22 protein-coding genes are annotated in these 24,360 nt (G+C 66.6%); 14 read left to right on the top strand and 8 right to left on the bottom strand.

Features of this window, described 5'->3' with window-relative positions; translation table 11 throughout:
• Positions 1 to 122 precede the first annotated feature (122 nt).
• Entirely contained in the window at positions 123 to 557 is a 435-nt protein-coding gene (locus BN4332_RS28470; protein ID WP_066902964.1) for a nuclear transport factor 2 family protein, read from the top strand.
• Positions 558 to 597: 40 nt separating this feature from the next.
• On the opposite strand, the gene BN4332_RS28465 is transcribed toward BN4332_RS28470, so the two are convergent.
• Positions 598 to 1,014 carry a hypothetical protein gene (locus tag BN4332_RS28465; protein ID WP_066902962.1) on the bottom strand — a complete coding sequence of 139 codons (417 nt, stop codon included), beginning with the start codon at positions 1,012 to 1,014 and terminating at the stop codon, positions 598 to 600.
• A 90-nt stretch (positions 1,015 to 1,104) separates the two neighbouring features.
• Here BN4332_RS28465 and BN4332_RS28460 point away from each other — a divergent pair, with 90 nt between their 5' ends.
• From BN4332_RS28460 to rox, 7 genes are all read left to right on the top strand, one after another.
• Complete coding sequence (locus BN4332_RS28460; RefSeq protein ID WP_066903154.1) at positions 1,105 to 2,124, top strand: NAD-dependent epimerase/dehydratase family protein; 1,020 nt, start codon at positions 1,105 to 1,107, stop codon at positions 2,122 to 2,124.
• Positions 2,121 to 3,737, top strand: coding sequence for a flavin-containing monooxygenase (locus BN4332_RS28455; protein ID WP_066902960.1), 1,617 nt, complete (start codon positions 2,121 to 2,123; stop codon positions 3,735 to 3,737). The genes BN4332_RS28460 and BN4332_RS28455 overlap by 4 nt, the downstream gene beginning before the upstream one ends.
• Positions 3,715 to 4,827: an alpha/beta hydrolase gene (locus BN4332_RS28450; RefSeq protein WP_066902958.1), complete on the top strand. Its 1,113-nt coding sequence runs from the start codon at positions 3,715 to 3,717 to the stop codon at positions 4,825 to 4,827. The genes BN4332_RS28455 and BN4332_RS28450 overlap by 23 nt, the downstream gene beginning before the upstream one ends.
• A 15-nt stretch (positions 4,828 to 4,842) precedes the next feature.
• Positions 4,843 to 5,937: a phosphotransferase gene (locus BN4332_RS28445; RefSeq protein ID WP_066902956.1), complete on the top strand. Its 1,095-nt coding sequence runs from the start codon at positions 4,843 to 4,845 to the stop codon at positions 5,935 to 5,937.
• Positions 5,934 to 6,311 (top strand): nuclear transport factor 2 family protein, encoded by a 378-nt coding sequence (locus tag BN4332_RS28440; protein WP_066902954.1) that lies wholly within the window; start codon positions 5,934 to 5,936, stop codon positions 6,309 to 6,311. Before BN4332_RS28445 ends, BN4332_RS28440 begins: the two co-directional genes overlap by 4 nt.
• The gene (locus BN4332_RS28435) at positions 6,308 to 7,372 is read left to right on the top strand and encodes a TIGR03857 family LLM class F420-dependent oxidoreductase (protein WP_066902952.1); all 1,065 of its coding nucleotides are present in this window, start codon (positions 6,308 to 6,310) and stop codon (positions 7,370 to 7,372) included. Before BN4332_RS28440 ends, BN4332_RS28435 begins: the two co-directional genes overlap by 4 nt.
• 127 nt (positions 7,373 to 7,499) lie before the next feature.
• Positions 7,500 to 8,927 carry a rifampin monooxygenase gene (gene rox / locus BN4332_RS28430; protein WP_066902950.1) on the top strand — a complete coding sequence of 476 codons (1,428 nt, stop codon included), beginning with the start codon at positions 7,500 to 7,502 and terminating at the stop codon, positions 8,925 to 8,927.
• A gap of 106 nt (positions 8,928 to 9,033) precedes the next feature.
• Here rox and BN4332_RS28425 read toward each other — a convergent pair whose 3' ends face one another.
• Entirely contained in the window at positions 9,034 to 10,530 is a 1,497-nt protein-coding gene (locus tag BN4332_RS28425) for an acyl-CoA carboxylase subunit beta (protein ID WP_066902948.1), read from the bottom strand.
• Positions 10,531 to 10,621: 91 nt separating this feature from the next.
• Between BN4332_RS28425 and BN4332_RS28420 the strand changes: the two genes are divergently transcribed.
• Together BN4332_RS28420 and BN4332_RS28415 are read left to right on the top strand one after the other, a co-directional pair.
• Complete coding sequence (locus BN4332_RS28420) at positions 10,622 to 11,659, top strand: LLM class F420-dependent oxidoreductase (protein ID WP_066902946.1); 1,038 nt, start codon at positions 10,622 to 10,624, stop codon at positions 11,657 to 11,659.
• Positions 11,656 to 12,891 (top strand): cytochrome P450, encoded by a 1,236-nt coding sequence (locus tag BN4332_RS28415; protein WP_066902944.1) that lies wholly within the window; start codon positions 11,656 to 11,658, stop codon positions 12,889 to 12,891. Before BN4332_RS28420 ends, BN4332_RS28415 begins: the two co-directional genes overlap by 4 nt.
• Before the next feature lie 78 nt (positions 12,892 to 12,969).
• On the opposite strand, the gene BN4332_RS28410 is transcribed toward BN4332_RS28415, so the two are convergent.
• From BN4332_RS28410 to BN4332_RS28390, 5 genes are all read right to left on the bottom strand, one after another.
• Positions 12,970 to 14,256 (bottom strand): amidohydrolase family protein, encoded by a 1,287-nt coding sequence (locus tag BN4332_RS28410; RefSeq protein ID WP_066902942.1) that lies wholly within the window; start codon positions 14,254 to 14,256, stop codon positions 12,970 to 12,972.
• Positions 14,257 to 14,348: 92 nt separating this feature from the next.
• Positions 14,349 to 14,552 (bottom strand): YbdD/YjiX family protein, encoded by a 204-nt coding sequence (locus tag BN4332_RS28405; RefSeq protein WP_074133217.1) that lies wholly within the window; start codon positions 14,550 to 14,552, stop codon positions 14,349 to 14,351.
• Positions 14,486 to 16,792, bottom strand: a complete 2,307-nt coding sequence (locus tag BN4332_RS28400; RefSeq protein WP_066903152.1) for a carbon starvation CstA family protein — start codon at positions 16,790 to 16,792, stop codon at positions 14,486 to 14,488. Before BN4332_RS28400 ends, BN4332_RS28405 begins: the two co-directional genes overlap by 67 nt.
• Before the next feature lie 125 nt (positions 16,793 to 16,917).
• The gene (locus BN4332_RS28395; RefSeq protein ID WP_066902940.1) at positions 16,918 to 18,390 is read right to left on the bottom strand and encodes an ATP-dependent DNA ligase; all 1,473 of its coding nucleotides are present in this window, start codon (positions 18,388 to 18,390) and stop codon (positions 16,918 to 16,920) included.
• 21 nt (positions 18,391 to 18,411) lie between these two features.
• Complete coding sequence (locus BN4332_RS28390; RefSeq protein ID WP_066902938.1) at positions 18,412 to 18,792, bottom strand: GatB/YqeY domain-containing protein; 381 nt, start codon at positions 18,790 to 18,792, stop codon at positions 18,412 to 18,414.
• A gap of 222 nt (positions 18,793 to 19,014) precedes the next feature.
• Between BN4332_RS28390 and BN4332_RS28385 the strand changes: the two genes are divergently transcribed.
• Both BN4332_RS28385 and poxB read left to right on the top strand, forming a co-directional pair.
• Positions 19,015 to 19,782: an SDR family NAD(P)-dependent oxidoreductase gene (locus BN4332_RS28385; RefSeq protein WP_065462743.1), complete on the top strand. Its 768-nt coding sequence runs from the start codon at positions 19,015 to 19,017 to the stop codon at positions 19,780 to 19,782.
• Between the two features lie 70 nt (positions 19,783 to 19,852).
• Positions 19,853 to 21,589 (top strand): ubiquinone-dependent pyruvate dehydrogenase, encoded by a 1,737-nt coding sequence (gene poxB, locus BN4332_RS28380; protein ID WP_066902937.1) that lies wholly within the window; start codon positions 19,853 to 19,855, stop codon positions 21,587 to 21,589.
• Positions 21,590 to 21,597: 8 nt separating this feature from the next.
• On the opposite strand, the gene BN4332_RS28375 is transcribed toward poxB, so the two are convergent.
• The gene (locus BN4332_RS28375) at positions 21,598 to 22,272 is read right to left on the bottom strand and encodes a winged helix-turn-helix transcriptional regulator (protein WP_066902935.1); all 675 of its coding nucleotides are present in this window, start codon (positions 22,270 to 22,272) and stop codon (positions 21,598 to 21,600) included.
• 161 nt (positions 22,273 to 22,433) lie between these two features.
• Here BN4332_RS28375 and BN4332_RS28370 point away from each other — a divergent pair, with 161 nt between their 5' ends.
• Positions 22,434 to 23,249, top strand: a complete 816-nt coding sequence (locus BN4332_RS28370; protein WP_066902933.1) for a class I SAM-dependent methyltransferase — start codon at positions 22,434 to 22,436, stop codon at positions 23,247 to 23,249.
• A 29-nt stretch (positions 23,250 to 23,278) separates the two neighbouring features.
• Positions 23,279 to 24,340 carry a phosphotransferase family protein gene (locus BN4332_RS28365; protein ID WP_066902931.1) on the top strand — a complete coding sequence of 354 codons (1,062 nt, stop codon included), beginning with the start codon at positions 23,279 to 23,281 and terminating at the stop codon, positions 24,338 to 24,340.
• The last annotated feature ends 20 nt before the right edge of the window (positions 24,341 to 24,360 follow it).

Raw genomic sequence — 24,360 nt, 5'->3', positions numbered from 1 at the left:
TGCTCCCGCATTGTGTACGGAAGACATTACAGTAGTGTTTACTGCATCGAAAGTGGACGTGGGTGAAAGAGCGCCGACGGCCATGCTTACCGTGTATCTCACCCCGTCAACAGGAGGCGCATATGTCCGACGACATCGAGGCGATCAAGCAGCTCAAGGCTCGATACTGCCGTTACCTGGACACCAAGGACATCGACTCTTGGCGGGGTCTGTTCGCCGAAGACGTCGTGGTGAAGCTCGACATGGCGGTCTCGACCGGCGGTGCCGATCCGCAGACCGCTCCACCGCTGAACGGCTTCGAGGAATTCTTCCCCGTGGTGTGGGGAGGGGTGGAGCATGCGGCGACCGTGCACCACTGCCACACCCCCGAGATCATGCTGACCTCCGATACCACCGCCACCGGCATCTGGGCCATGGAGGACATGCTGTTCTTCGCCAACGGCAACGAGCTACACGGCGCAGGTCACTATCACGAGACCTATGAAAAGCGTGACGGCACATGGCAGATCACCAGTCTGCACTTGACCCGCACGCTGTTGAAGTTCACGTCCGCATAGGCGGTCGCGCGCGTAACGCGGTGGCGAAAAATCGCGTGAATCACCGCCACCACGTCACAAACGCGAAGCCGAGATATCCCGTTCTGCCACCAGGCCCATCGCCTCGCCGAACGCTTTGATGTAATCGAGCGAGGCCTGGGGGGCCGCTGCCGTCCACGTGTACGACGGCCCAGGTGGCACCGTGTCCGGCGAGTTCGGCAAGAACCTCGCGCGCGCGGCGCCGCGAGGCCTCGTCGTCGAGATCGGTATGTGGGCACACCACCTGGATGTCGACGACTGACGGATCACGGCCGGCCTCGGTGAGCCGGTTGTGCAGGCGCTCCGGATGCTCGCTCAGGGCGACGGCTGAGAATCCCGCCGCTTCGGCCTGGGCGGCGACCGCGCGGATGACCTCGGGCTGCAGGAAATCGTCAGGTGCGGTGGGCAGCTCGCTGGGATATTCGAGGGTGTACTTCATCGATCTCCAGGTTTCTGACGCGTTTCCCGGTTGATACTGTAAGCATTACCGTAGCATCCATCTTTGATGTCGACCGGGATGGAGCGGGGCATGGATCGCCGACGGAAAGTGCTCGTCATGGGCGCCAGTGGAAACGTGGGCGCCTGTGTCACCCGACAGCTCGTCGAGCGAGGTGACGACGTGCGGGTGCTGCTGCGTGAGAGCAGTTCGACCAAGGGTATCGACGGCCTCGACGTCGAGCGCTGTTACGGCGACATCTTCGACACACAGGCGGTCGCGTCGGCCATGGCCGACCGCGACGTGGCCTTCTACTGTGTCGTCGACACCCGCGCCCATCTGTCCGACCCGGCGCCGCTGTTCTCCACCAACGTCGAGGGCCTGCGCAATGTTCTCGACGTCGCGGTGGGCGTCGACCTGCAGCGCTTCGTGTTCCTGTCCACCATCGGAACCATCGCGGTTGGCGACGACGGCGCCACCGTCGACGAGGACACCCCGTTCAACTGGGCCGGAAAAGGTGGGCCGTACATCGAATCCCGTCGCCAGGCCGAGGACCTCGTGCTGTCCTACGCCCGGGAGCGTGGCCTGCCCGCCGTGGCGATGTGTGTGTCCAACCCGTACGGCCCGCCCGACTGGCAGCCGAAGCAGGGAGCGCTGGTCGCGATGGCCGCGTTCGGCAAGCTACCGGTCTACGTGCGCGGCGTCGGCTCGGAGGTGGTCGGGATCGATGACGCGGCACAGGCACTGGTCTTGGCCGCCGAGCACGGGCGGATCGGTGAACGCTACGTCGTGTCCGAGCGCTACCTGTCCCAGCGGGAGATGTTCACCGTGGCAGCCGAGGCAGTAGGCGCCCGGCCGCCCCGATTCGGAATACCGATGGCGCCGCTGTATGTCTTCGGCTGGCTGGCCGGACTCTCGAACCGGCTGTTCGGCACTGACATTCCGATGAACTTAACCGCAGCGCGGCTGATGTGGCTGACCTCGCCGGCCGATCACAGCAAGGCCACTCGAGACCTGGGATGGAAGCCGGCGCCGACCGCGGAATTCATCGCCCGCGCCGCGCAGTTCTATGTCGAGCGCAAGGACCGCAACGAGAAGGTCATCGACCTGTGACTGCCCCGGACTTGGACGTTGTCGTCGTCGGCGCCGGGTTCTCCGGCCTGTACGCGCTGCACCGGCTGCGGGAAGCCGGGCTGCGGGTGCGAGTGCTGGAAAAGGCCGACGCGGTCGGCGGCACCTGGCTCGTCAACCGCTATCCGGGCGCCCGCTGTGACATCGAGAGCATCGAATACTCCTACAGCTTCAGCGAAGAGATCCAGCAGGACTGGGTCTGGACCGAGACGATGCCGGCCCAACCCGAGATCGAGGCGTACCTGAACTTCGTCGCCGATCGGCTCGACCTACGCCGCGACATCGCATTCGGCACCGACGTCGTGGCGATGACCTACGACGAGGACGCTGCACAGTGGCGCGTCGGCACCGCCGACGGAAAGACGCTGCACGCACCATTCGTGGTGGCCGCCACCGGAATCCTGTCCGTCCCTCTCGAACCCGACATTCCCGGGATGCGTCGCTTCACCGGCACGTCGCTGTTCACCAGTCGGTGGCCGCGTGAAGGCATCGACTTGGCCGGCAAGCGCGTCGGGGTGATCGGCACCGGCTCCACCGGTGTCCAGCTGATCCCGGTGGTGGCCTCGCAGGCGGCAGAGCTGACGGTGTTCCAGCGGTCCCCGGCTTTCACGCTGCCCTGGCAGGTCCGGCCATTCGAACCCGGGGAGCTCGACGCGCTCAAGGCAAACTACGACGAGATCCGGGCCGCGCAGCGGGAACATCCGGTCGGGGCGGCTCGGCTCAGCGCGTTCTCGGTGCTGTTGGACATGTTGGTTCGACCGCCGGTGAAATCGGCTACGCCCGAAGAGAAACAGCGTGCGGTCGAGGAACACGGGGTGATGGGCGCGCTGAACTGGGGCGACGTCTTCTTCGACATCGAAGCCAACCGAATGGCCACCGAACTGTACGGCCGGGCCGTGGCCCGTATCGTCAAGGACCCGGATACGGCGGCGGCGTTGACGCCCAGCCATCCGTTCGCATGTAAGCGGCCGATCATCGATCAGGGCTACTACGAGACGTACAACCGCGCCAACGTGACTCTCGTCGACCTGCGCAAGGGCCCGATCCGTGAGATCACCGAAATTGGGATTTCCACCGAGCGGGGCGATTTCGACCTCGACGTGATCGTGTACGCCACCGGGTTCGACGCCATGACCGGCGCGTTGAGCCGGATCGATGTGCGTGGCCGTGACGGCCTGGTGCTGGGCGAGTACTGGTCCAAAGAGGGTGCCCTGTCCTACCTGGGGCTGGCCGTCGCCGGGTTTCCGAATCTGTTCACCATCCAGGGACCGGGAAGTCCCTCGGCCGCAACCAACTTCGTGGCGGCCCTGGAGCAGCACGTAGAATGGATCGCGGATTGCATCACGTACCTGAGGGGCGGTGGACATCGCAGCATCGAGGCGACGCCACAGGCTCAGGCCGAATGGATCGAGCACACCACCGCGTTGGTGGCGCCCACCGTACTGGTGCACCCGAGCTGTAACTCCTGGTACAACGGCGGCAATGTGCCCGGTAAGAAGCGGATGTACCTGGGATACACCGCCGGAATCCCGGAGTACCGTCGCCGCTGTGACGAGATCGCCGCTGACGGCTATGTGGGATTCACCCTTGAGTAGGGCAGCGCGGATTGCCTGGGAACTCGGTGGCGTGGTGCCCCGTTCGGTCGGTGCACTCATCGACGCGGGGGATTGGCGGGCGCTGTCGGTGACCGGCCTGCGCCAGCTCGGTGAGGTCGCGATGGACGAGCTGGTGGTCACCGGGATGACGCTGACCGGTCCGCCGCCCCGGTTGCCCCGCCCGCTCACCGACTATGAGAACGCCGCGGCTGAGCTTGCCGCACTAGGCATCGACGGCGCGCACCCGGACCCGGATGCCCTGGACGTCAAGCACATCCGGCCGCGCCGCTTCGGTGCCCTGACCTTCGAGGAACTGGTCTTCGACCACGAGCCCGCGTTGCCTGCGTCGGTGATGGCCGATGGCCACGGCGGGACGGCCACCGCACGCGTGCGGCTGTACCGCTGCGGCGACGATGCTCGGCCCTGGCTGATCTGGGTGCACGGCGCCGGTCAGGGGGATCCGATGGACCTCCTGGTGGCCCGGGTGCGTCAGCTGCGTGCACTCGGATTCAATGTTGCGCTGCCGGTACAGCCCGGCCACGGGCCACGCCGGCGGGACTGGCCGGAATACCCGGCCCGCGATCCGCTGGCCAATGTGGCAGGCATGATGCGCGCGGTGTCGGAGGTGCGGGCATTCATCGGCTGGCTGGAGCCGCAGGCGTCGTCGATCGCGATGGCCGGGTTGTCGCTGGGTAGCGCTGTGGCGGCCCTGGTTTCGCATCTCGACGCCCGGGTCGCGGCGGTTGCGGTGTACACGCCCATCCTCGGTCTCAATACGATGATCGGACTGCATCTCGGCCGGTGGGGCACGGCCGGGCGAGCTGCCGGCAGTCTGCTGAAGTCAGACGTCGTGACCGCACTGACGTCGGTGATCGATCCGCTGACTACCGTTCCGCGTGCCGAACGCCGGTTGATCGTCGGGGCCTGGCATGACCGGATGGCGATGCGTGAATCAGCTGTGGCCCTGCACGATCGGTGGGGCGGTGAACTGCACTGGCACGACGGCGGTCACGTCGGGCACTTGTTCTCCGGACCGGTCCAGAGCGCGACCAATCGCTTTCTTGAGCCGCTATATGCCGTTGTCAACTAATCTCCGGGGAGTGCGATGGTAACCGACGCTCACGCCCGGGACGCCGCCGGCGTGCCGACCGAGATCGATGCCGTCACCGCCGCCTGGCTGACCGAGGTGCTGCAGACCGACCCGGCGGTACCCGACACCGCGATCGTGACCGACATCCGCGCCGAGCAGATCGCGATGGACAGCGGCTTCTCGTCCCTGCTGTACCGAGTGCACCTGCGCGGTGTGGGTGTTCCACCCACGGTGATCGTCAAACTGCCGGCGCAGTCGGAGGCTCGCGGCGCCATGGACATGCTCGGTGGCTATCGTCGCGAACTCGCCTTCTACCAGCGGGTCGCCGGGCATGCGCCGATGTCCACGCCGCATGTGCACACGGCACGCATGGTCGAGGGCACGGCGGACTTCGTCCTGGTGATGGAAGATCTGCAGCATTGGGTGAATGCTGACCACCTGGCCGGCCTGTCGCTGGACCGGGCCCGGATCGCCATCGACGAACTCGCCGGCCTGCATGCGTGGTCGGTCACGGAGGCCGACCCGGTGCTGGTCGACGAGTTCCCGAGCTTGGACACGCCGATGGCCAGCGACCTGTTCCTGCCGGTCTTCGGATTGGGATGGCAGGTCTACCGCGAACATTCGTCGATGGCCCTCCCGCCCAGAGTGGCCCGGTTCGCCGAGCACTTCGTCGAGTTGGCCCCGCAGGCCCTGGCGGCGCTCACCGAGCGGACCATGCTGCTGCACGGCGACATCCGGGCCGACAACATGTTCTTCGACGGAGATCGCCTGAAGGTGGTGGATTTCCAATTCGCCAGCCACGGCGCGGGTGCGGCCGATATCGGCTACCTGGTGAGCCAGGGGCTGCCCACCGACACTCGGCGTGGTCAGGATCAGGTCCTGGTACGCGAATACCTCGACCGATTGCGCGGCCACGGATTGACCGACTATCGCTTCGACGAAGCGTGGCGGCACTACCGGTTCGCCGTCGCCTATCTGATGGTGCTGCCCGTCATCACGCTGGTGGGCTGGGATGCGATGCCGGAGCGTTCGCGACAACTGTGTCTGACCCTGGTCGACCGGGCCGTCGCCTGCATCGACGAGATCGACGCCTTGGAGGTGTTCGCGTGAATGCGCGTACCGCCCGCGAAGTCGTCGAGCTCTACAACCTGGTGGTCTGGAATGAGCGCGACTTCGTACTGGCCGAAGAACTGATGGGCGACACCGTGATCCGTCACGACGTGGGGGAGGCCCAGACGCTGACCCATCGACAGGCGGTGCAGCGAATCGTCGACCACTGGGCGATGTTCGAGACCATCCGCTTCGACCTCAAGCTGGTGATCGCCGGCGACGACGGCGAACACGTCACCATCGTCTACGAATCGCCGATGTCGTTCCCCGACGGAAACTCCATGACGATCAGCAGCATGGAGATCTTCCGCGTCGTCGATGGCCGGATCACCGAAGTCTGGAATTGTGGTTACAAACAAGGAGTTTGGGCATGAGTGAGCGAGTTCTCGACGAGCTTGGCTACTACCTGTTGGCAGGCGCGGGCGGCGAGGGGCCGGCCACGTTGATGGACGAGGCTCGCCGTGGTGAGGAACTCGGCTTCGGCACTGCGTTCATCTCCGAGCGGTGGAACGTCAAGGAAGCGTCCTCGCTCGTCGGCGCCGCCTGTGCGGTGACCGAACGGATGCAGATCGCCACGGCGGCAACCAATCACAACACCCGCCACCCGCTGATCACCGGGTCCTGGGCCACCACGATGCACCGGCTGTCTCAGGGACGATTCACGTTGGGCATCGGCCGCGGCATCGCGGCCATGTACAACGCGTTCGGGGTGCCCGCGGTGACCACCGCACAGATGGAGGATTTCGCGCAGGTCATGCGCAAGCTGTGGCACGGCGAGGTGATCTTCAACCACGACGGCCCGATCGGCAAGTATCAGGTGCTGTTCCTCGACCCCGACTTCAACGAAGACATCCGCCTGGCCATCGTCGCCTTCGGCCCGCAGACCCTGGCACTGGGCGGGCGGGAGTTCGATGACGTCATCCTGCACACCTACTTCACCCCGGAGACACTGCAGCGCGCGGTCAAGACGGTGAAGGACGCCGCAGCGCAGGCGGGCCGTGACCCGGACAGTGTGCGGGTGTGGTCGTGCTTCGCCACCGTCGGCGATCACCTGCCCGAGGAACTACGGCTCAAGAAGACCGTGGCCCGGCTGGCCACCTACCTGCAGGGCTACGGTGACCTGCTGGTAAGCACCAACAACTGGGATCCGGCTGTGCTGCAACGATTTCGGGAGGATCCGGTGGTCACGTCGATTCCGGGCGGCATCGACCACAAGGCCAGCGCCGAGCAGATCGAACACATCGCCACGTTGATCCCCGACGAATGGCTGGAACCGTCGGCCACCGGATCGGCAGGCCAGTGCGTCGACCGAATCCGCAAGGAGTTCGACTACGGAGCCGACGCGGTGATCATGCACGGGGCCACCCCCGACGAGCTCGAGCCGATCGTCGCCGAATACCGGGCGACCGAGGCATCGTCGGCAACCGGAAAATAAAACAGCAGGGGCGTCATACGCTCCCTGCCACTTTCAACATATAGCGCACCCGGGGTCTTGCGGCAAGACCCCGAGGTTGGTGCAGAATCTCCTCCCGCAGTGCTCAGCTGCGGAAACAGGGGGATTCATGTTCGACGTGATCATTGCCGGCGCGGGGCCGACCGGCACGATGCTCGCCGCCGAGTTACGGCTGCACGGGGTGAACGTGCTCGTGGTGGAGAAGGAGGCCGAGCCCTCCAAGGTGGTCCGCGGGCTCGGGCTGCATGCGCGCAGCATCGAGGTGATGGACCAGCGCGGCTTGTTGGCTCGTTTTCTGGAGCGCGGTCAGAAGTATCCGGTAGGCGGGTTCTTCGCCGGGATCCCCAAACCGCAGCCCGAGGGCCTCGACACCGCCCATGCCTACGTGCTCGGGATTCCGCAGACCATCACCGAGCGCCTGTTGACCGAACACGCCATCGAACTGGGCGCCGAGATCAGGCGCGGATGCGAGCTGGTCGGATTGAACCAGGATGACGATGGGGTGACGGTCGAGTTGTCCGACGGGACGCAGGTGCGGGCGCGGTACTTGGTCGGCTGCGACGGCGGCCGCAGTGCGGTGCGCAAACTGCTGGGCATCGACTTCCCCGGAGAACCCGCCACGGTCGAGACGCTGCTCGGCGAGGTCGCGCTGGATGTGCCGACGGAGACCCTCGATGCCGTGACGGCCGAGGTTCGCAAGACGCAATTGCGATTCGGGGCCATGCCACTCGGTGACGGGGTGTACCGCGTGATCGTTCCGGCCGACCGGGTGACCGAGGATCGTGCCACGGCACCGACACTCGACGAATTCAGGCGACAGCTGGTGCACACCGCAGGCACGGATCTGGGTGTGCATTCCCCGCGCTGGCTGTCGCGTTTCGGCGACGGGACCCGGCTGGCGGAGCGTTACCGCAGCGGGCGAGTACTGCTGGCGGGCGATGCCGCGCACGTGCACCCGCCGACCGGCGGCCAAGGCCTCAACCTCGGGGTCCAGGATGCCTTCAACCTCGGGTGGAAACTGGCAGCGTCGGTGAACGGCTGGGCGCCCGCGGATCTGTTGGACAGCTATGAGGCCGAACGTCGTCCGGTGGCCGCCGATGTGCTCGACAACACGCGGGCACAGATGGAGCTGATGTCGCTGGAACCCGGAGCGCAGGCGGTGCGTCGACTGGTGGCCGAGTTGATGGACTTCCCCGGGGTGAGCCGTCGCTTGACCGAGAAGATCATCGCGATCACCATCCGCTACGACTTCGGCGACAGCCATGATCTGGTCGGCCGGCGGTTGCGTGACATCGAGCTCACCCGGGGTCGCCTCTACGGATTGATGCACGCCGGGCGGGGACTGCTGCTCGATCAAACCGGCCGGCTGTCGCTGGGCGGGTGGGCCGACCGTGTCGACCATGTCGTCGACACCAGTGAGGAGTTGGATGTGCCCGCGGTGCTGCTACGGCCCGATGGGCATGTGGCGTGGGTGGGGGACGCGCAGGCGGACCTTGCGGACCACCTGCAGAGGTGGTTCGGCGCTGAGGCATGCTGATGCTGACGGTCTGGGCACGGTCGGTCCTGCGCGAGTGTGCGCAGAATGCTGATGGGGCACGGCGTTTCGACCGGCAGACACGCACGCTCGCGGTGCAAGACGAGGATTACGGCATGATCAGCGTGCGCGACACCGGTTCGGCGACGGCCTGACGGCTGAAGATGCCGTGTTGCAGGGTGACCAGCAGCGCGTTGCGGGTCTCCTCGGGGGAGATGAGCTCGTCGAACCCGAGGTGGCCGGCCGAGCGGAAGGACGCCTCGAGCTCCATCCGCTTGAGCACCTGGGTGTAGTCCTCGCCGGCGTGGGTGGCAGCGCTCAGTGCCGCCGCACCCATCGCGCCCATGGTCGCTCCGGGGTAGGCGAACGTCGCCACCTGATCGTCAAAGCCCAACAGCGACATCACCATCGAGCCGAATCCGAACGCCTTACGGAGCGTGACGTGCAGCTTGAGGGTGGTCGCCGCGGTCTGGGCGGCGAACATCCTGGCCCCGCTTCGCAGCACGCCGCTGCGCTCGGATCGGCTCCCGGGCAACATGCCCGGATTGTCGGCCAGGAAGACGATCGGCAGGTGGAACGAGTCGGCCACCGTGATGAAATGCGCGGCCTTGTCCGCAGCGTCGGCGTCGATCGAACCGGCCATCACCTGCGGCTGATTGGCGACGACCGCGACCGGATAGCCGCCGAGATGGGCCAGCGCGCAGATGATCGCGCGGCCGAACTTCGGCTGCACCTCGAACCAGTCGGGACGATCGAAGATCTCGTCGAGCACCGCCCGCATGTCGTAGATCTGCCGGTTGTCGCGGGAGACGATGTCGAGAATCTCCGGGGTGAGTCGTGGGTCGGCGGTGTCGTCGGCAAGCCGGGTCGGGGGATATGACCATGCGCTGGAGGGGAAGTAGGACAGGTAGCGCCGGATGTCGTCGATGACGGTCTCGTCGTCCTCGGCGTAGTTGTGGATCACGCCGCTGGACAGCGCCACGTCCGGCCCGCCGAGGTCCTCCTTCGAGATGTCCTCTCCGGTCGACTCTTTCACCACCGGCGGGCCCGCGGTGAAGATGGCCCCCTGGCGGCTCATGATCGTGAAATCGCACACCGGGGCCACCAGGGCGCCGTGACCGGCCGACGGGCCGAGGATGGCCGATACCGTGGGCACCTTCCCCGAGCACTTCGCCTGCGCGATCAGGTCGGTGGGGGTGCGCCCGTAGTGCTCCCCGCTGGGGCGAAAACCCGCGCCCTCCAACAGCATCACCAACGGAATCTTGTTGCGCAGCGCCAATTCGGCCAGGCGATACCGCTTGGCATTGCCGCCCGGGCCGATGCTGCCGGCCAGTGTGGTGAAGTCCTCGGCGCCCACCATCACCGGCGTGCCGTCGATGCGGCCCGAGCCGGCGACGAGACCGTCGGCGGCGATGTCGCCGCCCACCAGCGTGCCGAACTCCTGGAAGGTGTCGGGATCGAGCAGCCGGGCGATCCGCGCCCGGGCATCGAGCTTGCCCTTGCCGTGGTGCTTGGTCAGCCGTTCGGCTCCGCCCATGCCGTGGGAGCGCGCTCGCCGGGCCGCGAGATCCTCGAGAGTTTCCTTCCACTCCGGGTCATTCGTCATCGCGCCGTCCTCACTTGTCGAGCGTTCGCCATCGGGTCCCAAGCCTACCGCCGTTGACCATACTGAATTGCTTACTGTAGCGTCTGCGGCCATGGGTGGCGGTAGCGCGTCCGGGCTCAGGATCGATCGGGGTGTTCCCAGTGACCTGCGGCGGGTTCCCGAGGTCGCGACCGCCGTGGAGAGCCAGGGCTACGACGGCTGTTGGACCGGCGAACTCAGCCACGACCCGTTTCTTCCGCTGTTGCTGGCGGCCGAACACACCACGCGGCTGCAGATCGGTACCAGTATCGCGGTGGCCTTCGCCCGCAGCCCGATGACCGTGGCCCACCTCGGCTGGGATCTGCAGGCCTACTCTCAGGGCCGCTTCATCCTCGGTCTGGGATCTCAGATCCAGCCGCACATCGAGAAGCGGTTCAGCATGCCGTGGAGCCATCCGGTGCGCCGGATGCGCGAGTACATCCTGGCGCTGCATGCCATCTGGGATTGTTGGCACCACGGGACGACGCTGAGCTTCGACGGCGAGTTCTACACCCACACCCTGATGACACCGATGTTCACCCCGGAGGCCCAGCCGCACGGTGTGCCAAAGGTATTCGTGGCCGCGGTCGGCGATCTGATGACCGAGATGTGCGGCGAGGTTGCCGACGGTCTACTGGCGCATGCCTTCACCACGCGCCGATACCTCGACGAGGTCACCGTCCCGGCGCTGGAGCGCGGGATGAAGAGCACCGGCCGGTCCCGCGCGGACGTCGCGGTGTCCTGTCCGGTGTTCGTGGTGACGGGGCAGGACGAGGCGCAGATGCGCTCGGCCGCTGAACCGGTGCGCAAGCAGATCGCCTTCTATGCGTCGACGCCGGCCTATCGCCGGGTGCTCGAACTGCACGGATGGGGTGACCTGCAAACCGAATTGCACGGCCTGTCCAAGCGCGGTGAGTGGGATCTGATGGGCACGCTGATCGACGACGACGTGCTCGGCGCATTCGCCGTCGTCGAGCCGGTCGACACATTGGCTGCGGCCCTGCGCCGCCGTTGCGCGGGCGTGATCGACCGCGTCCTGCCGAGCTTTCCCGCCGCCGTTCCGCAGTCCACCGTGACGGCCGTCCTAGAGGAACTGAGGAGTTGTTCGTGAGCACACGCGTGATCGACGATGCCGCCAAGATGTTCGCCGACCCGTCGGCGTACGCCGACGAGGCGACATTGCACGCGGATCTCGCCCACCTGCGGGCCAACGCCCCGGTGTCGTGGGTCGAGGTCCCCGACTATGCCCCGTTCTGGGCGATCACCAAGCACGCGGACATCATGAAGATCGAGCGTGCCAACGACATCTTCACCAACTCGCCGCGTCCGGTGCTGGTCACCCGCGAGGGCGACGAGCAGCAGGCCGCGATCGGCATCCGGACGTTGATCCATACGGACGACCCACTGCACCGCGACCTACGGGCCATCGGAGCCAACTGGTTTCGGCCGAAGGCCATGCGCGCGTTGAAGGATCGCGCCGACGAACTGGCCAAGCGGTTCGTCGACCGGATGGTCGATGAAGGCCCGGAATGCGATTTCGTGCAGCAGGTCGCCGTGAACTATCCGTTGTACATGATCATGACGCTGCTCGGCGTGCCCGAGTCCGACTTCGCGTTCATGCTCAAGCTCACCCAAGAACTGTTCGGCAGCGACGACGACGAGTTCAAGCGCGGCACCAGCATGGAAGAGCAGGGCATGGCGCTACTCGAGATGTTTCAGTACTTCACCGAACTGACCGCCTCGCGTCGGGCCAGTCCGACCGACGACTTGGCTTCGACGATCGCCAACGCCACCCTGGACGGGGAGCCGTTGTCCGACATCGACACGGTGTCCTACTACGCGATCATCGCCGCTGCCGGCCACGACACCAGTAGTGCCAGCATTTCCGGCGGCATGCACGCCCTGCTGCAGAATCCCGACCAACTGGCCCGGCTCCAGAACGACATGAGTCTGATGCCGCTGGCGGTCGAAGAGATGGTCCGGTGGACGACACCGGTCAAGGAGTTCATGCGTACCGCGCAGGAGGACTACGAGATTCGCGGTGTACACATTGCGAAGGGCGAGTCGGTGCTGCTGTCCTATGTCTCGGGCAACCGCGACGAGGACGTCTTCGTAGATCCGTTCCGCTTCGATGTCGGGCGAGATCCCAACAAACACATCGCGTTCGGCTACGGTGTGCACTTCTGCCTCGGTGCCGCACTGGCCCGGTTGGAGATCAACAGCTTCTTCTCCGAGCTGCTGCCACGGTTACGCTCCGCAGAGCTTGCCGGCGTGCCGCAGCACATGGCCACCACGTTCGTCGGCGGGCTCAAGCATCTCCCGGTGCGGTATTCGCTGCGGTAGGGCTCGCCGAGCAGACACAAAACTGTACCTTTTCGCATGAAAAAGGGCAGTTTTGCGTCTGCTCGCGGGAGAAGGCGACTACTCGGAACCGGAGTTGGCCTTGGCCGCCGCGTGCAGCGCGTCGCCCCGGGAACCCTGGGCGTGGTGGCTGAGTGCCCGGATCGACACGTCGTGGCCCTCGGCGGACTTGCGTAGCGCCCCGACGGTGGCCTGTTCGCGCGAGATGTGGGTGAACGGATCGAACGAGTACCAGCGCATCGCGTTCTCATGCGTCATCTTGTTGATCTCGTCGTCGGGAACGTTGTTCTCGGTCAGCACATCCCACAGCTCCTCGGGCGCACCCGGCCACATCGAATCGCTGTGCGGGTAGTCGGCCTCCCAGCTGATGTTGTCGATGCCGATCTTGTCGCGCAGCGCCACCCCGACCGGGTCGGAGATGAAGCAGGTCAGGAAGTGTTCACGGAACACCTCGGACGGCACCTTGCCGCCGAAGTTCTGGTGTGTCCACGTCGAGTGCATCTCGTAGGTGCGGTCCGCGCGCTCCAGGAAGTACGGAATCCAGCCGGTGCCGCCCTCCGACAGCCCGATCTTGAGATCCGGGTAGTCCTTGATCGGCTTGGACCACAACAGGTCCGCCGCGGCCTGCACGATGTTCATCGGCTGCAGGGTGATCATCACGTCCAGGGGCGCGTCGGGCGCTGTGATGGCAAGCTTGCCCGACGAGCCGATGTGCACGTTGAGCACGGTGTTGGTGTCGCACAACGCCTTCCACAGCGGCGTCCAATAATCGTCGTGGAAACTCGGGTAACCCATGGCGGCCGGGTTCTCGGTGAACGTCAGCGCGTGCACGCCCTTCTTCGACACCCGACGGACCTCGTCGGCACACGCCTCGGCGTCCCAGATCACCGGGAGTGCCATCGGAATGAAGCGGGCCGGATAGGCGCCGCACCATTCGTCGATGTGCCAGTCGTTGTAGGCCTGCACCAGCGCCAGGGAGAACTCCGGATCCTCGGTGGCGAACAGTCGGCCGGCGAAGCCGGGGAACGAGGGGAAGCAGATCGAGCCGAGGATGCCGCCGGCGTTCATGTCCTTGACCCGCTCGTCGACGTTGTAACAACCCTTGCGGATCTCGTCGAGGCCCTGGGGTTCCAGGCCGTACTCCTCCTTCGGGCGGCCGGCAACGGCATTGAGCGCCACGTTGGGGATGACGATGTCGCGGAACTGCCAGGTATCGCTGCCGTCCGGGTTGTGCACCAATCGCGGTGCCTCGTCGGCGTACTTCTTGGGTAGATGGTTCTTGAACATGTCAGGTGGTTCGACGATGTGGTCGTCCACGCTGATCAGGATCATGTCGTCTTTGTTCACGAACCCACTCCATTCACGACTGCCTTACCGTATGGCCAACAGTTTAGCCGCGCGCGTGAGGTCCCGGCCAGGCGATCAGCAGATTCGTCGGCTCAGCAGCAGCGCGCGCCCGGGTTGGCCTCGGTGTTGCGGTGCCGCAACTTCCAGTACTCGCGCTCGGACAGCACCGGCTCACCCGGATGCGTGCGCTGCCGGTGTGTGACGTAGCGGCGATAGTGGTTGTCGCCCATCAATGTTGACCAGTACCACCCGATGTGGCGTGCGGCCTGGCGTGTGCTCCGGGCAAGGCGTCCCACTGCTTCTGCACCTCCTTCTCGACCGATGTGGCGATCAGCCCGGACGGGGCGAAGATGCGCGACGGCACCTCCTCGTCCTCGGTCAAGGGCCTGCCGGTACCGCGCAGCGCCTGCAGCGCCATCACCACGCCCGCGACGAACACGATCAAGACCAATAGTGCGAACACCACCGACAGCGTGCCCTGGATGAACGTATTGCGGATGACGGCGTCGATCTGGTCGGGGTTCTTGGCTGCCCCGAACGACGACTGCCCGGCCTCCTTGGCCGCGACATACTGCGAATGCTGCTTCCAGTAACCGACCTTGGGATCACCCGAGAAGATCTTCTGCCACGACGCCGTCATCGTCACCGTCAGGTCCCAGAACAACGGAAGACCGGGGATCCACGCCCATTTCACCAACCCACGTTTGATCACCACCACGGTGACCACCGTCAGCGCGATCGCGGCCAGCAACTGATTGGCGATACCGAACAACGGGAACAGGGTGTTGATGCCGCCCAGCGGATCGGTGACGCCCATCAACAGGATGGAGCCCCACGCGGCGACCACGATCACCGAGCAGGCCCAGGCGCCCACCCGCCAGCTGGGATTGCGCAGCTTCTTCAGCGGCCCACCGAGGTTGCCCAGGCCGTCGGACAACATGAACCGCGCGACGCGGGTGCCGGCATCGACCGTGGTGAGGATGAACAACGCCTCGAACATGATCGCGAAGTGGTACCAGAACGCCTTCAAACTGGCCCCGCCGAACACCTGGTGCAGCACCTCGGACATGCCGAAGGCCAGCGTCGGTGCGCCGCCGGTGCGCGACACGATCGACTGTTCCCCGACCCCCTCGGCGGCAGCGGTGATCTCCTGGGCCGTGATCGGCTGGCCGGACAAGCCGAGACCGTTGACGTAATCGGCCGCGGTCTGGGCGGTGGTGCCGGTGGCCGCCGTCGGCGCATTGATCGCGAAGTACAGGTGCTGGTTGAGGATCGCCGCGGTGATCAGGGCCATGATCGCGACGAACGACTCGGTCAGCATGCCGCCGTAACCGATCAGCCGCATCTGGCTTTCCTTCTCCAGCAGCTTGGGCGTGGTGCCCGAAGAGATCAGCGCGTGGAAGCCCGACAGGGCACCGCAGGCGATGGTGATGAACAGGAACGGGAACAGGGAGCCGGCGAACACCGGGCCGGTGCCGCTGCCGGCGAAGGTCGAGATCGCGGGCGCCTCCATCACCGGCCGCGCGATCAGGATGCCGACGGCCAGCAGCGCGATGGTGCCGACCTTCATGAACGTCGACAGATAATCGCGTGGGGCCAGCAGGAACCAGACCGGCAGCACCGAGGCGGCCAGGCCGTAGATGATGATGCACCACGACAGCGTCACCTTGGACAGCGTGAACCAGTCTGCTCCCCAAGAGGTTTCGGCGACCCACCCACCGGCGACCACCGCGAGCAGCAACAGCACCACGCCGATCAGCGAGACCTCCGAAACCCGGCCGGGCCGCAGGAAGCGCAGGTACAGGCCCATGAAGATGGCGATCGGGATCGTCATCGCGATCGAGAACACGCCCCACGGGCTCTCGGCCAGCGCGTTGACCACCACCAAGGCCAGCACCGCCAGCAGGATCACCATGATGACCAGCACGCCGACGATCGCCGCCACACCGCCGACCACGCCGAGTTCGTCGCGGGCCATCTGACCGAGCGAGCGGCCGCGCCGGCGTACCGAGATCGACAGCACCAGGTAGTCCTGGACGCAGCCGGCCACGACCGCGCCGATGATGATCCAGATGGTGCCGGGGAGATAGCCCATCTGCATGGCCAGCACCGGGCCGACCAACGGCCCCGCCCCGGCGATCGCGGCGAAGTGATGACCGAACAGCACCCGCCGATCGGTCGGCATGTAGTCCGTGCCGTTCTCGAAAAGCTCTGCCGGAGTGGCATTGTCGTCGCGCGGCCGGACGATCTTCATCTCGATCAGCCGGGCGTAGAACCGGAAGCCGATGACATAGGTGCAGATCGCGGCGATGACGAACCACACCGCGTTGACGGTCTCACCGCGGAAGAACGCGATCACCGCCCAGGCGACCGCTCCGAGCACCGCGATGATCGCGAAGATGGCCTTGTGTTTCGCAGTGACACCGCGACGATCAATTATGGCCACCGGCGGAAGGTCTTTGTCGGTGCGGATATAGGTGACGTCGCCGTCCTGCTCCTTGATGCGATCCGTTGGTGGGGCATCCGGTGTTGCCACGGTCTCTCCTCGCTCGCCCATGGTGGTACGCGTCGTTCGATCTTTTCATCGAGCCAACGGTTTCCGAACCCTAACCAGGAAATCGCAATGACGTCAGGGCGGGCAGCCTCCCGGGGCGGTCACGCTCAGGCGAGGAAGCCCCGCACGGTGTCGATCGTGTCCGCTTCGCCGGGGGTCTTGTCGTCCCGGTAGCGCAGTACTCGGGCGAAGCGCAGGGCGACACCGCCCGGGTAGCGGGTGGACCGCTGGACGCCGTCGAACGCGATCTCGACGACCTGCTCGGGCCGGACCGTGACCACCCAGCCGTCGTCGGAGACCTGCAGTTCTCGGAACCGCTCGGTCTGCCAGGCCAGCATCGCGTCGGTCATGCCCTTGAATGTCTTGCCCAGCATCACGTATCCGGCGGTCTCGGGGTCCCGGGCGCCCAGGTGGATGTTGGACAGTTTGCCGGTGCGTCGTCCTGACCCCCATTCGACCGCCAGCACCACCAGATCCAGGGTGTGGACCGGCTTGACCTTGAGCCAGCCGGCGCCGCGACGGCCGGCTTCGTAGGGGGCCGTCGGCGACTTCGCCATCACGCCCTCATGGCCGGCGGCCAGCGTGCGGTCCAGGAACTGCTGTGCGACGGAGGCGTCGGCGGTGATGACGCGATCGACACGGCGGTCCTGCGGTACCAGCGCGTCGAGTGCGGCCAGGCGGTGTTCGGTGGACAGGTCGAGCAGGTCCTGGCCATCGAGGTGCAGCAGATCGAAGAAGAACACCGACAACGGTTCGAGGCCGTTCGGCGTCTTGCGGCCGAACCGGGCGGCGGTGACCTGGAACGGGTGCGGGCGTCTGTCGGGACGCAGCGCGATGGTCTCGGCGTCGGCGATCAGGTCGGTGGCGGCCAGCGCCAGCGTCGCCTCGACGACCTCGGGCAAGCGGTGGGTGACGTCATCGAGGCTGCGGGTGTAGACCGAGACCTCGGCGCCCTTGCGGTGGATCTGCACACGGGCACCGTCGAGCTTCGCTTCCAGAACCGCTGTGCCACCGAGCCGTTCGAGTGCGTCGGCGACACCGGTCGCCGTCTGCGCGAGCATCGGGCCGACCGGACGCCCCACCTGCAATCCGAACTCAGCCAGCGCGGACCGTCCGCCGGTCAAGGCGGCCGCGGCCACGACGGGCAGATCGCCGGCGAGCATGGCCGCCCGGCGGACCTCAGNGGCGCCCTGGCGCAACTCGCCGCTCAGCAGCCGGCGCAGGAAGGCCTGCTCGTTCTCGGTCGCCGCTCCGAACAACTCGCGGACCAACTCCGAGCGCCGGGCCTGGGAGCCCTTGCCCGAGACCGCGCCGATCCGGGTGAAGCGCTCATCGACCGCGTCGACCGTCAACGTCGGTGTCACTGCCGGCTCCGGCAAGGCCCGCAACGCCGCCCAGCCGACACCGATCTGGCGTTGCGGGAGTTCGCCGGACAGCCAGGACACCGTCACCGCGACCGAACGGGCATCGCCCTCCGCGGCGACCAGGGACAGCAGGGCCGCGATGCGGTTGATCTTGGCCAGCCGCGCCGAGGTTCCCGCGATGTCGGCGGATGCGGCGGCGATTTCGGCGAGCAGCACACGCTCAGCGTGCCACGGGGGTCAGACAGCCTCCGGGGTTTGGCCGAGCAGCCGGGTCAAGACATCGGCCTGCGACAGCAGCTCCGAGGCGCGGTCGAGATGCCCGTTCGCGCTGTACTGGTCTGCGGCCACGAGCCGTTCGTCGATCTCGGCCCGGATGAGGACGCGCACCTCGTCGTCGCTGAGCACCCGGCGCGCCATTTCCGTGGAGCCGACACCCGACACCGCGCCGGCGATCGCTTCGCCGGTGCGGGTATCGGTCTGATCGGGCTGCGGGGTCTCGGCGTTGTCGATAGCGCTCAATGCCGATCGGATGGCGGTGACGCCGGTGGCGTCGCGGGACTTGCGCGCCGACAGCAGCGACCGGCGCAGCCGCTCGCGCCACAGCTCTGCGGGTGTCATGGCAGGCGAACCTATTCGGTCTCGGGTGGCGGCGTCGAGGGATTTATGCACGCTCGTCGACGGCGACCGTGCGCTGCGTGTCGACAAAATGCGGCGTGTGGGGGGACAAACACGCACGGTCGCGGTGCAAGGGGAGAGGCGAGGCGAACCCGAAAGGCTTACGGGAAGGGTCGATGGGATAGGTTGCTTTACGATTTCGGTCATTTTTGGAAAGGAAGCTAGATGGAGATCGAAGGCAAGAAGGCGATCGTCGTCGGCGGCGCCTCGGGCTTCGGCCGGGCCACTGCCGAGGCATTGGCCAAGCGCGGCGCCAGCGTGGCCGTCCTGGACCGTCCGCAGTCCAAGGGCCAAGAAGTAGCCGACGCGATCGGTGGCTCATTCTTCGCCGTCGACGTCACCGACTTCGACGGCACCGAGAAGGTGCTGGAAGAGGCCGTCGCGGCGTTGGGCGGCCTGCACATCATCGTCACCACCGCCGGGGGCGGCATCGGCGAGCGCACCATCAAGAAGGACGGCCCGCACAGCCTGGACTCGTTCCGCTCCACCATCGACCTCAACCTGATCGGCACGTTCAACATCAGCCGCCTGGCGGCCTGGCACATGAGCAAGAACGAGCCCGTCGACGCCGAGGCCGAGGAGCGCGGCGTCATCATCAACACCGCCTCGATCGCCGCCTTCGAGGGCCAGATCGGGCAGGTCGCCTACACCGCGTCCAAGGCCGCCATCGCCGGCATGTGCCTGACCATGGCGCGCGACCTGGGCAGCCTCGGTATTCGCGTGCTGGCCATCGCGCCCAGCCTGTTCGCCACCGGCCTGACCGAGGGCATCCCCGACGAGTTCGCCACGGTGCTGACCAAGGACGCCGCGTTCCCCAAGCGGCTGGGTAAGCCAGAGGAGTACGCCAAGCTCGCCGTGGCGATCGCCGAGAATCCGATGCTCAACGGCCAGTGCCTGCGCTTGGACGCCGGCCAGCGCTTCGCCCCCAAGTAGAGTGATTTCGGGGTGATCAGCGGCGCCGGCCGCCGCCGATCACCCCGAAATCGCATACCGGGGAGGCATCATGGCGACCATCGCAGATCAAGTCATCTCCGCCCTGACGGTGAGCGGGGTACGACGGGTCTACGGCCTTCCCGGTGACAGTCTCAACGGATTCACCGATGCGATTCGCCGTAGTGGCGAGATCACCTGGCAGCACGTGCGTCACGAGGAGACGGCGGCGTTCGCCGCGGCGGCCGATGCCGCACTCACCGGTCAGCTGGCGGTGTGCGCGGGCAGCTGCGGCCCGGGCAATCTGCATCTGATCAACGGCCTGTTCGATGCGCAGCGCAGTCGCGTCCCGGTACTGGCCATCGCCGCGCACATTCCGCGCACCGAGATCGGCTCGGAGTACTTCCAGGAAACCCATCCCCAGAACCTGTTTCGCGAGTGCAGCGTGTACTGCGAACTGGTCAGCACCCCCGAGATGGCGCCGCGCATCCTCGAGATGGCGATGCGGGCCGCCGTCGAGGAGAACGGCGTCGCCGTCGTCGTCATCCCCGGCGAGATCTTCCTGCAGCGTGCGGGCGACACCGGCTGGGCGACCTGTCCGGTCCGGCCCACCCGGTCGATCGTGCGCCCCGACGACGAGTCCGTGCGCCGAGCCGCCGACATCCTCAACGCGGCGCAGCGCGTCACGATCCTCGGTGGCGCCGGCGTGGCCGGATCACACGACGCGTTGATCGAGCTGGCCTCGACGCTGCAGGCGCCGATCGTGCATGCGTTGCGGGGCAAGGAATTCATCGAATACGACAATCCGTACGACGTCGGCATGACCGGGCTGCTCGGCTTCGCCTCCGGCTACAAGGCCATCAAGGAGGCCGACACCCTGCTGATGCTCGGGACCGACTTCCCGTATCAGCAGTTCTATCCCGAGGGTGCCACCGTCATCCAGGTCGACATCCGCGGGCGCAACCTCGGACGGCGCACACCGATCGATCTCGGGTTGCGCGGCAACGTCGCCGACACCCTGGCCGCACTGCAACCGCTGCTGCGGCCCAAGGCGGACCGGGATCATCTCGACCGGTCCCTGAAGCACTACCGCAAGACCCGGGCTCAGCTGGACTCGTTGGCCGTCAACGACCGCGACAAGACCCCGATCCGTCCCGAATATGTTGCCGCACTTGCTGATCGGCTGGCCTCCGACGACGCGGTGTTCACCTGCGACGTCGGCTCCCCGGTGGTGTGGGCCGCGCGGTACCTGACGATGAACGGCCGCCGCAGGCTGATCGGGTCGTTCAACCACGGCACCATGGCCAACGCGCTGCCGCACGCGATCGGCGCGCAGACCGCGTTTCCCGGGCGCCAGGTGGTCGCCCTGGCCGGCGACGGCGGGCTGACCATGCTCTTCGGCGAACTGGTCACGCTGATCCAGAACAATCTGCCGGTCAAGCTGATCGTGTTCAACAACTCCTCGCTGAACTTCGTCGAGTTGGAGATGAAGGCCGCCGGCATCGTCACGTTCGGCACCGACCTGGTCAATCCCGACTTCGCCGCGGTGGCCCAGTCCATGGGGATGTTCGGCAGGCGGGTCACCGAACCGGCCGACCTCGAACGCGCGATCTCCGACGCGTTGGCCCACGACGGACCCGCCGTCGTCGACGTCCACACCGCTCGTCAGGAGCTGTCGATCCCGCCGGCGATCACCGTCGAACAGGCCAAGGGTTTCTCGCTCTACGCGATCCGCACCATTCTCGCCGGTCGGGCCGACGAGCTGCTGGACCTGGTCACCACCAACGTCGCCCGACGCATCCTGGACTGACCGAGGACTCAGGCCGGCCGCGGGATCGCGGCCGCATTGCTCTGGCCCAGCCATTTCGGGATGGCTCGGCGGACATCGGCCGATCCCGACAGCGCCACCCGGCCATCGAGCACCGCCCGCGCCCACCCGACATCGCCGCGCCAGATCTCGGTCAAGGTGCGCAGGCTGGTCTGCACCGTGCCCGCCACCTCGTGCCCCGGATCGAAATCGCACACGTCGGCCTGGCCGTCGGCCACCACCAGCCACCACCGCGCCGCCTTCGGCGCCACGCCGTCGAGCACGAACGCGATCGTGGTGCGCGAGCGCGGCCAGTCCGCGATCGGGATCGTGCGGCGCATGTCCCACATCAACAGGTGAGGGTCGAGATCCTGCTCGCCGAGTTCACCGATCCACCGCACCCCCCACGACCCGAGGGCGTCGACCACGCCGGCGAGTTCCCGACCGCATTCGGTGAGGGAATAGCTTGTCCGTCCGTCGATTTCGGTGCGTTCGATGACCCCGGCGCGGGTCAGGGACTTCAGCCGCTTGGACAACAGAGCCGGCGACATCTTCGGAACGCCGCGGCGCAGATCGTTGAAGTGCGCGCTGCCGAGCAGCAGCTCTCGCACCACCAGCAGGGTCCAGCGTTCGTCGAGCAGTTCCATGGCCTTGGCCACGGGACAGAACTGGCCATACGTCGACATCGGCGGTCTTCCTCCCCGGAGAGTGCGCGGCCCTCTAAGTACACCGCTGTCGGGGCTCGGAAGCCAGTACAGATATAGAACCCGGCCCGCTACAGATCTGGTACTGGAACGGCGCACCGCACAGGTCGACCATGGAACCAACCTGCGAAAGGAGCGTTCCCATGGACGCCGTGATCACCGATGGCGAACTCGAAGCCAAGCACCGCGCCCTGTGGGCGCTGGGTGACTATGCGGTCATCGCCGCCGATATCGTGCGCCCACTCGGGCCCGTCCTGGTCGAGGCCAGTGGGGTCGGGCCCGGTGACCGCGTCCTGGACGTGGCGGCGGGAACCGGCAACGTCGCGATCCCCGCCGCGGCGACCGGTGCCCGGGTGAGTGCCAGTGACCTGTGCCCCGAGTTGGTGGAACAGGGACGTGTGCTGGCCGCAGAGGCCGGCGTTGCGGTCGAGTGGACCGAGGCCAATGCGGAGGCGCTGCCCTATGACGACGCTTCGTTCGACGCGGTGCTGTCGTGTATCGGGGTGATGTTCGCGCCGCACCATCAGCAAGCCGCGGACGAACTGGTCCGGGTGACCCGCCCCGGTGGGCGGATCGGGCTGATCTCCTGGACCCCGGAGGGATTCATCGGGCAGCTGTTCGCCACGATGAAGCCGTACGTGCCCGCGCCGCCACCGGGGGTGTCCCCGCCACCGCTGTGGGGTGGCGAGGAGTATGTGCGGACCCTGCTGGGTGACCGGGTCGGCGAGTTGAGCTGTGAGCGGAGGGAACTCGACGTTCGCGCATATGCCGACGGGGCGGCGTTCCGTGACCATTTCAAGGCCAACTACGGTCCGACGATCTCGGCGTACCGGGCCATCGCCGCCGATGCCGACAAGGTGGCCGCACTCGACGCCGAGATCGCCGCACTGGGCGACCGGTTCCGCACCGGATCATCGATGCCGTGGGAGTACCTGCTGACCGTCGCGAACGTGCGCTGATCGCAGCCCGCAGCTGGCACCATGGCTGCATGCCCGACGATGTAGCGCAGTTGCCGACGCTCAGTGACACCGATCAGGACGCGATTCAACGCTGGCTGCAGGATCAGGGGATCGGGACGACCCTGACCGACGTGGCCCCGCTGACCGGTGGGACGCAGAACATCGTGGTCGGAATGTGCGTCGACGGCCGCCGAATGGTGTTGCGGCGCCCGCCTTTACATCCCCGGCCCACCAGCGACAAGACCATGCTCCGCGAGATCGCGGTGCTGCGCACCCTGGCCGGCTCGGCCGTGCCGCATCCGGGATTCATCGCCGCCTGCACCGACCTCGACGTGATCGGCGTGGTCTTCTACCTGATGGAGGAGGTCGACGGCTTCAACCCGGGCACCGAGGTGGCGCCCGCCTATGAGGACGCCGACCTGCGTCACCGCGTCGGATTGTCGTATGCCGCGAGCCTGGCCGAACTGGGCAATGTGGCCTGGGAGAACAGCGAACTCGCCGCGATCCGCCGGCCGGGATCGTTCTTGGCGCGCCAGATTCCGCAGTTCCTGGGCCTGCTGGAAAGCTACCGCCACGACGGCTATTCACCCGAATCGCTGACCGGTGTGGGGGAGCTGGCGCAGTGGCTGGAGGGCAACCGGCCGCCGGACGCCGAGCCGGGCATCATGCACGGCGACGCGCACCTCAACAACGTTCTGCTGCGCCGGGAGTCACCCGAGCTGGCCGCGTTCATCGACTGGGAGATGTGCACGATCGGCGATCCACTGCTCGACCTCGGGTGGATGCTGGTGTGCTGGCCGGACGATCCGAATCCGATCAATGCCGGGTCGGCGCTGGCCGAGCTCGGGGGCCTGGCCCACCGCAGCGAATTGATCGAGGCGCACCGTGCGGCCGGGGGCCGGCAGACCGACCGGCTGGATTGGTATGTGGCCCTGGCCTGTTTCAAGCTCGGCATCGTCATCGAGGGCACCTGGTCGCGATATCTGGCCGGGCGGGCCAGCCGCGATGCCGGTGAGCAACTGCACGCCTCGGCCGAGAATCTCCTCACGCTGGGAACCCGGGTCACCAAGGGCGACAACCCCTTCACGTGATCGCCGGCGGGTGCGGTCAG

Source organism: Mycolicibacterium houstonense (assembly GCF_900078665.2).
GTDB lineage: Bacteria > Actinomycetota > Actinomycetes > Mycobacteriales > Mycobacteriaceae > Mycobacterium > Mycobacterium houstonense.
This window is presented reverse-complemented; position numbering and strand designations above follow the sequence as displayed.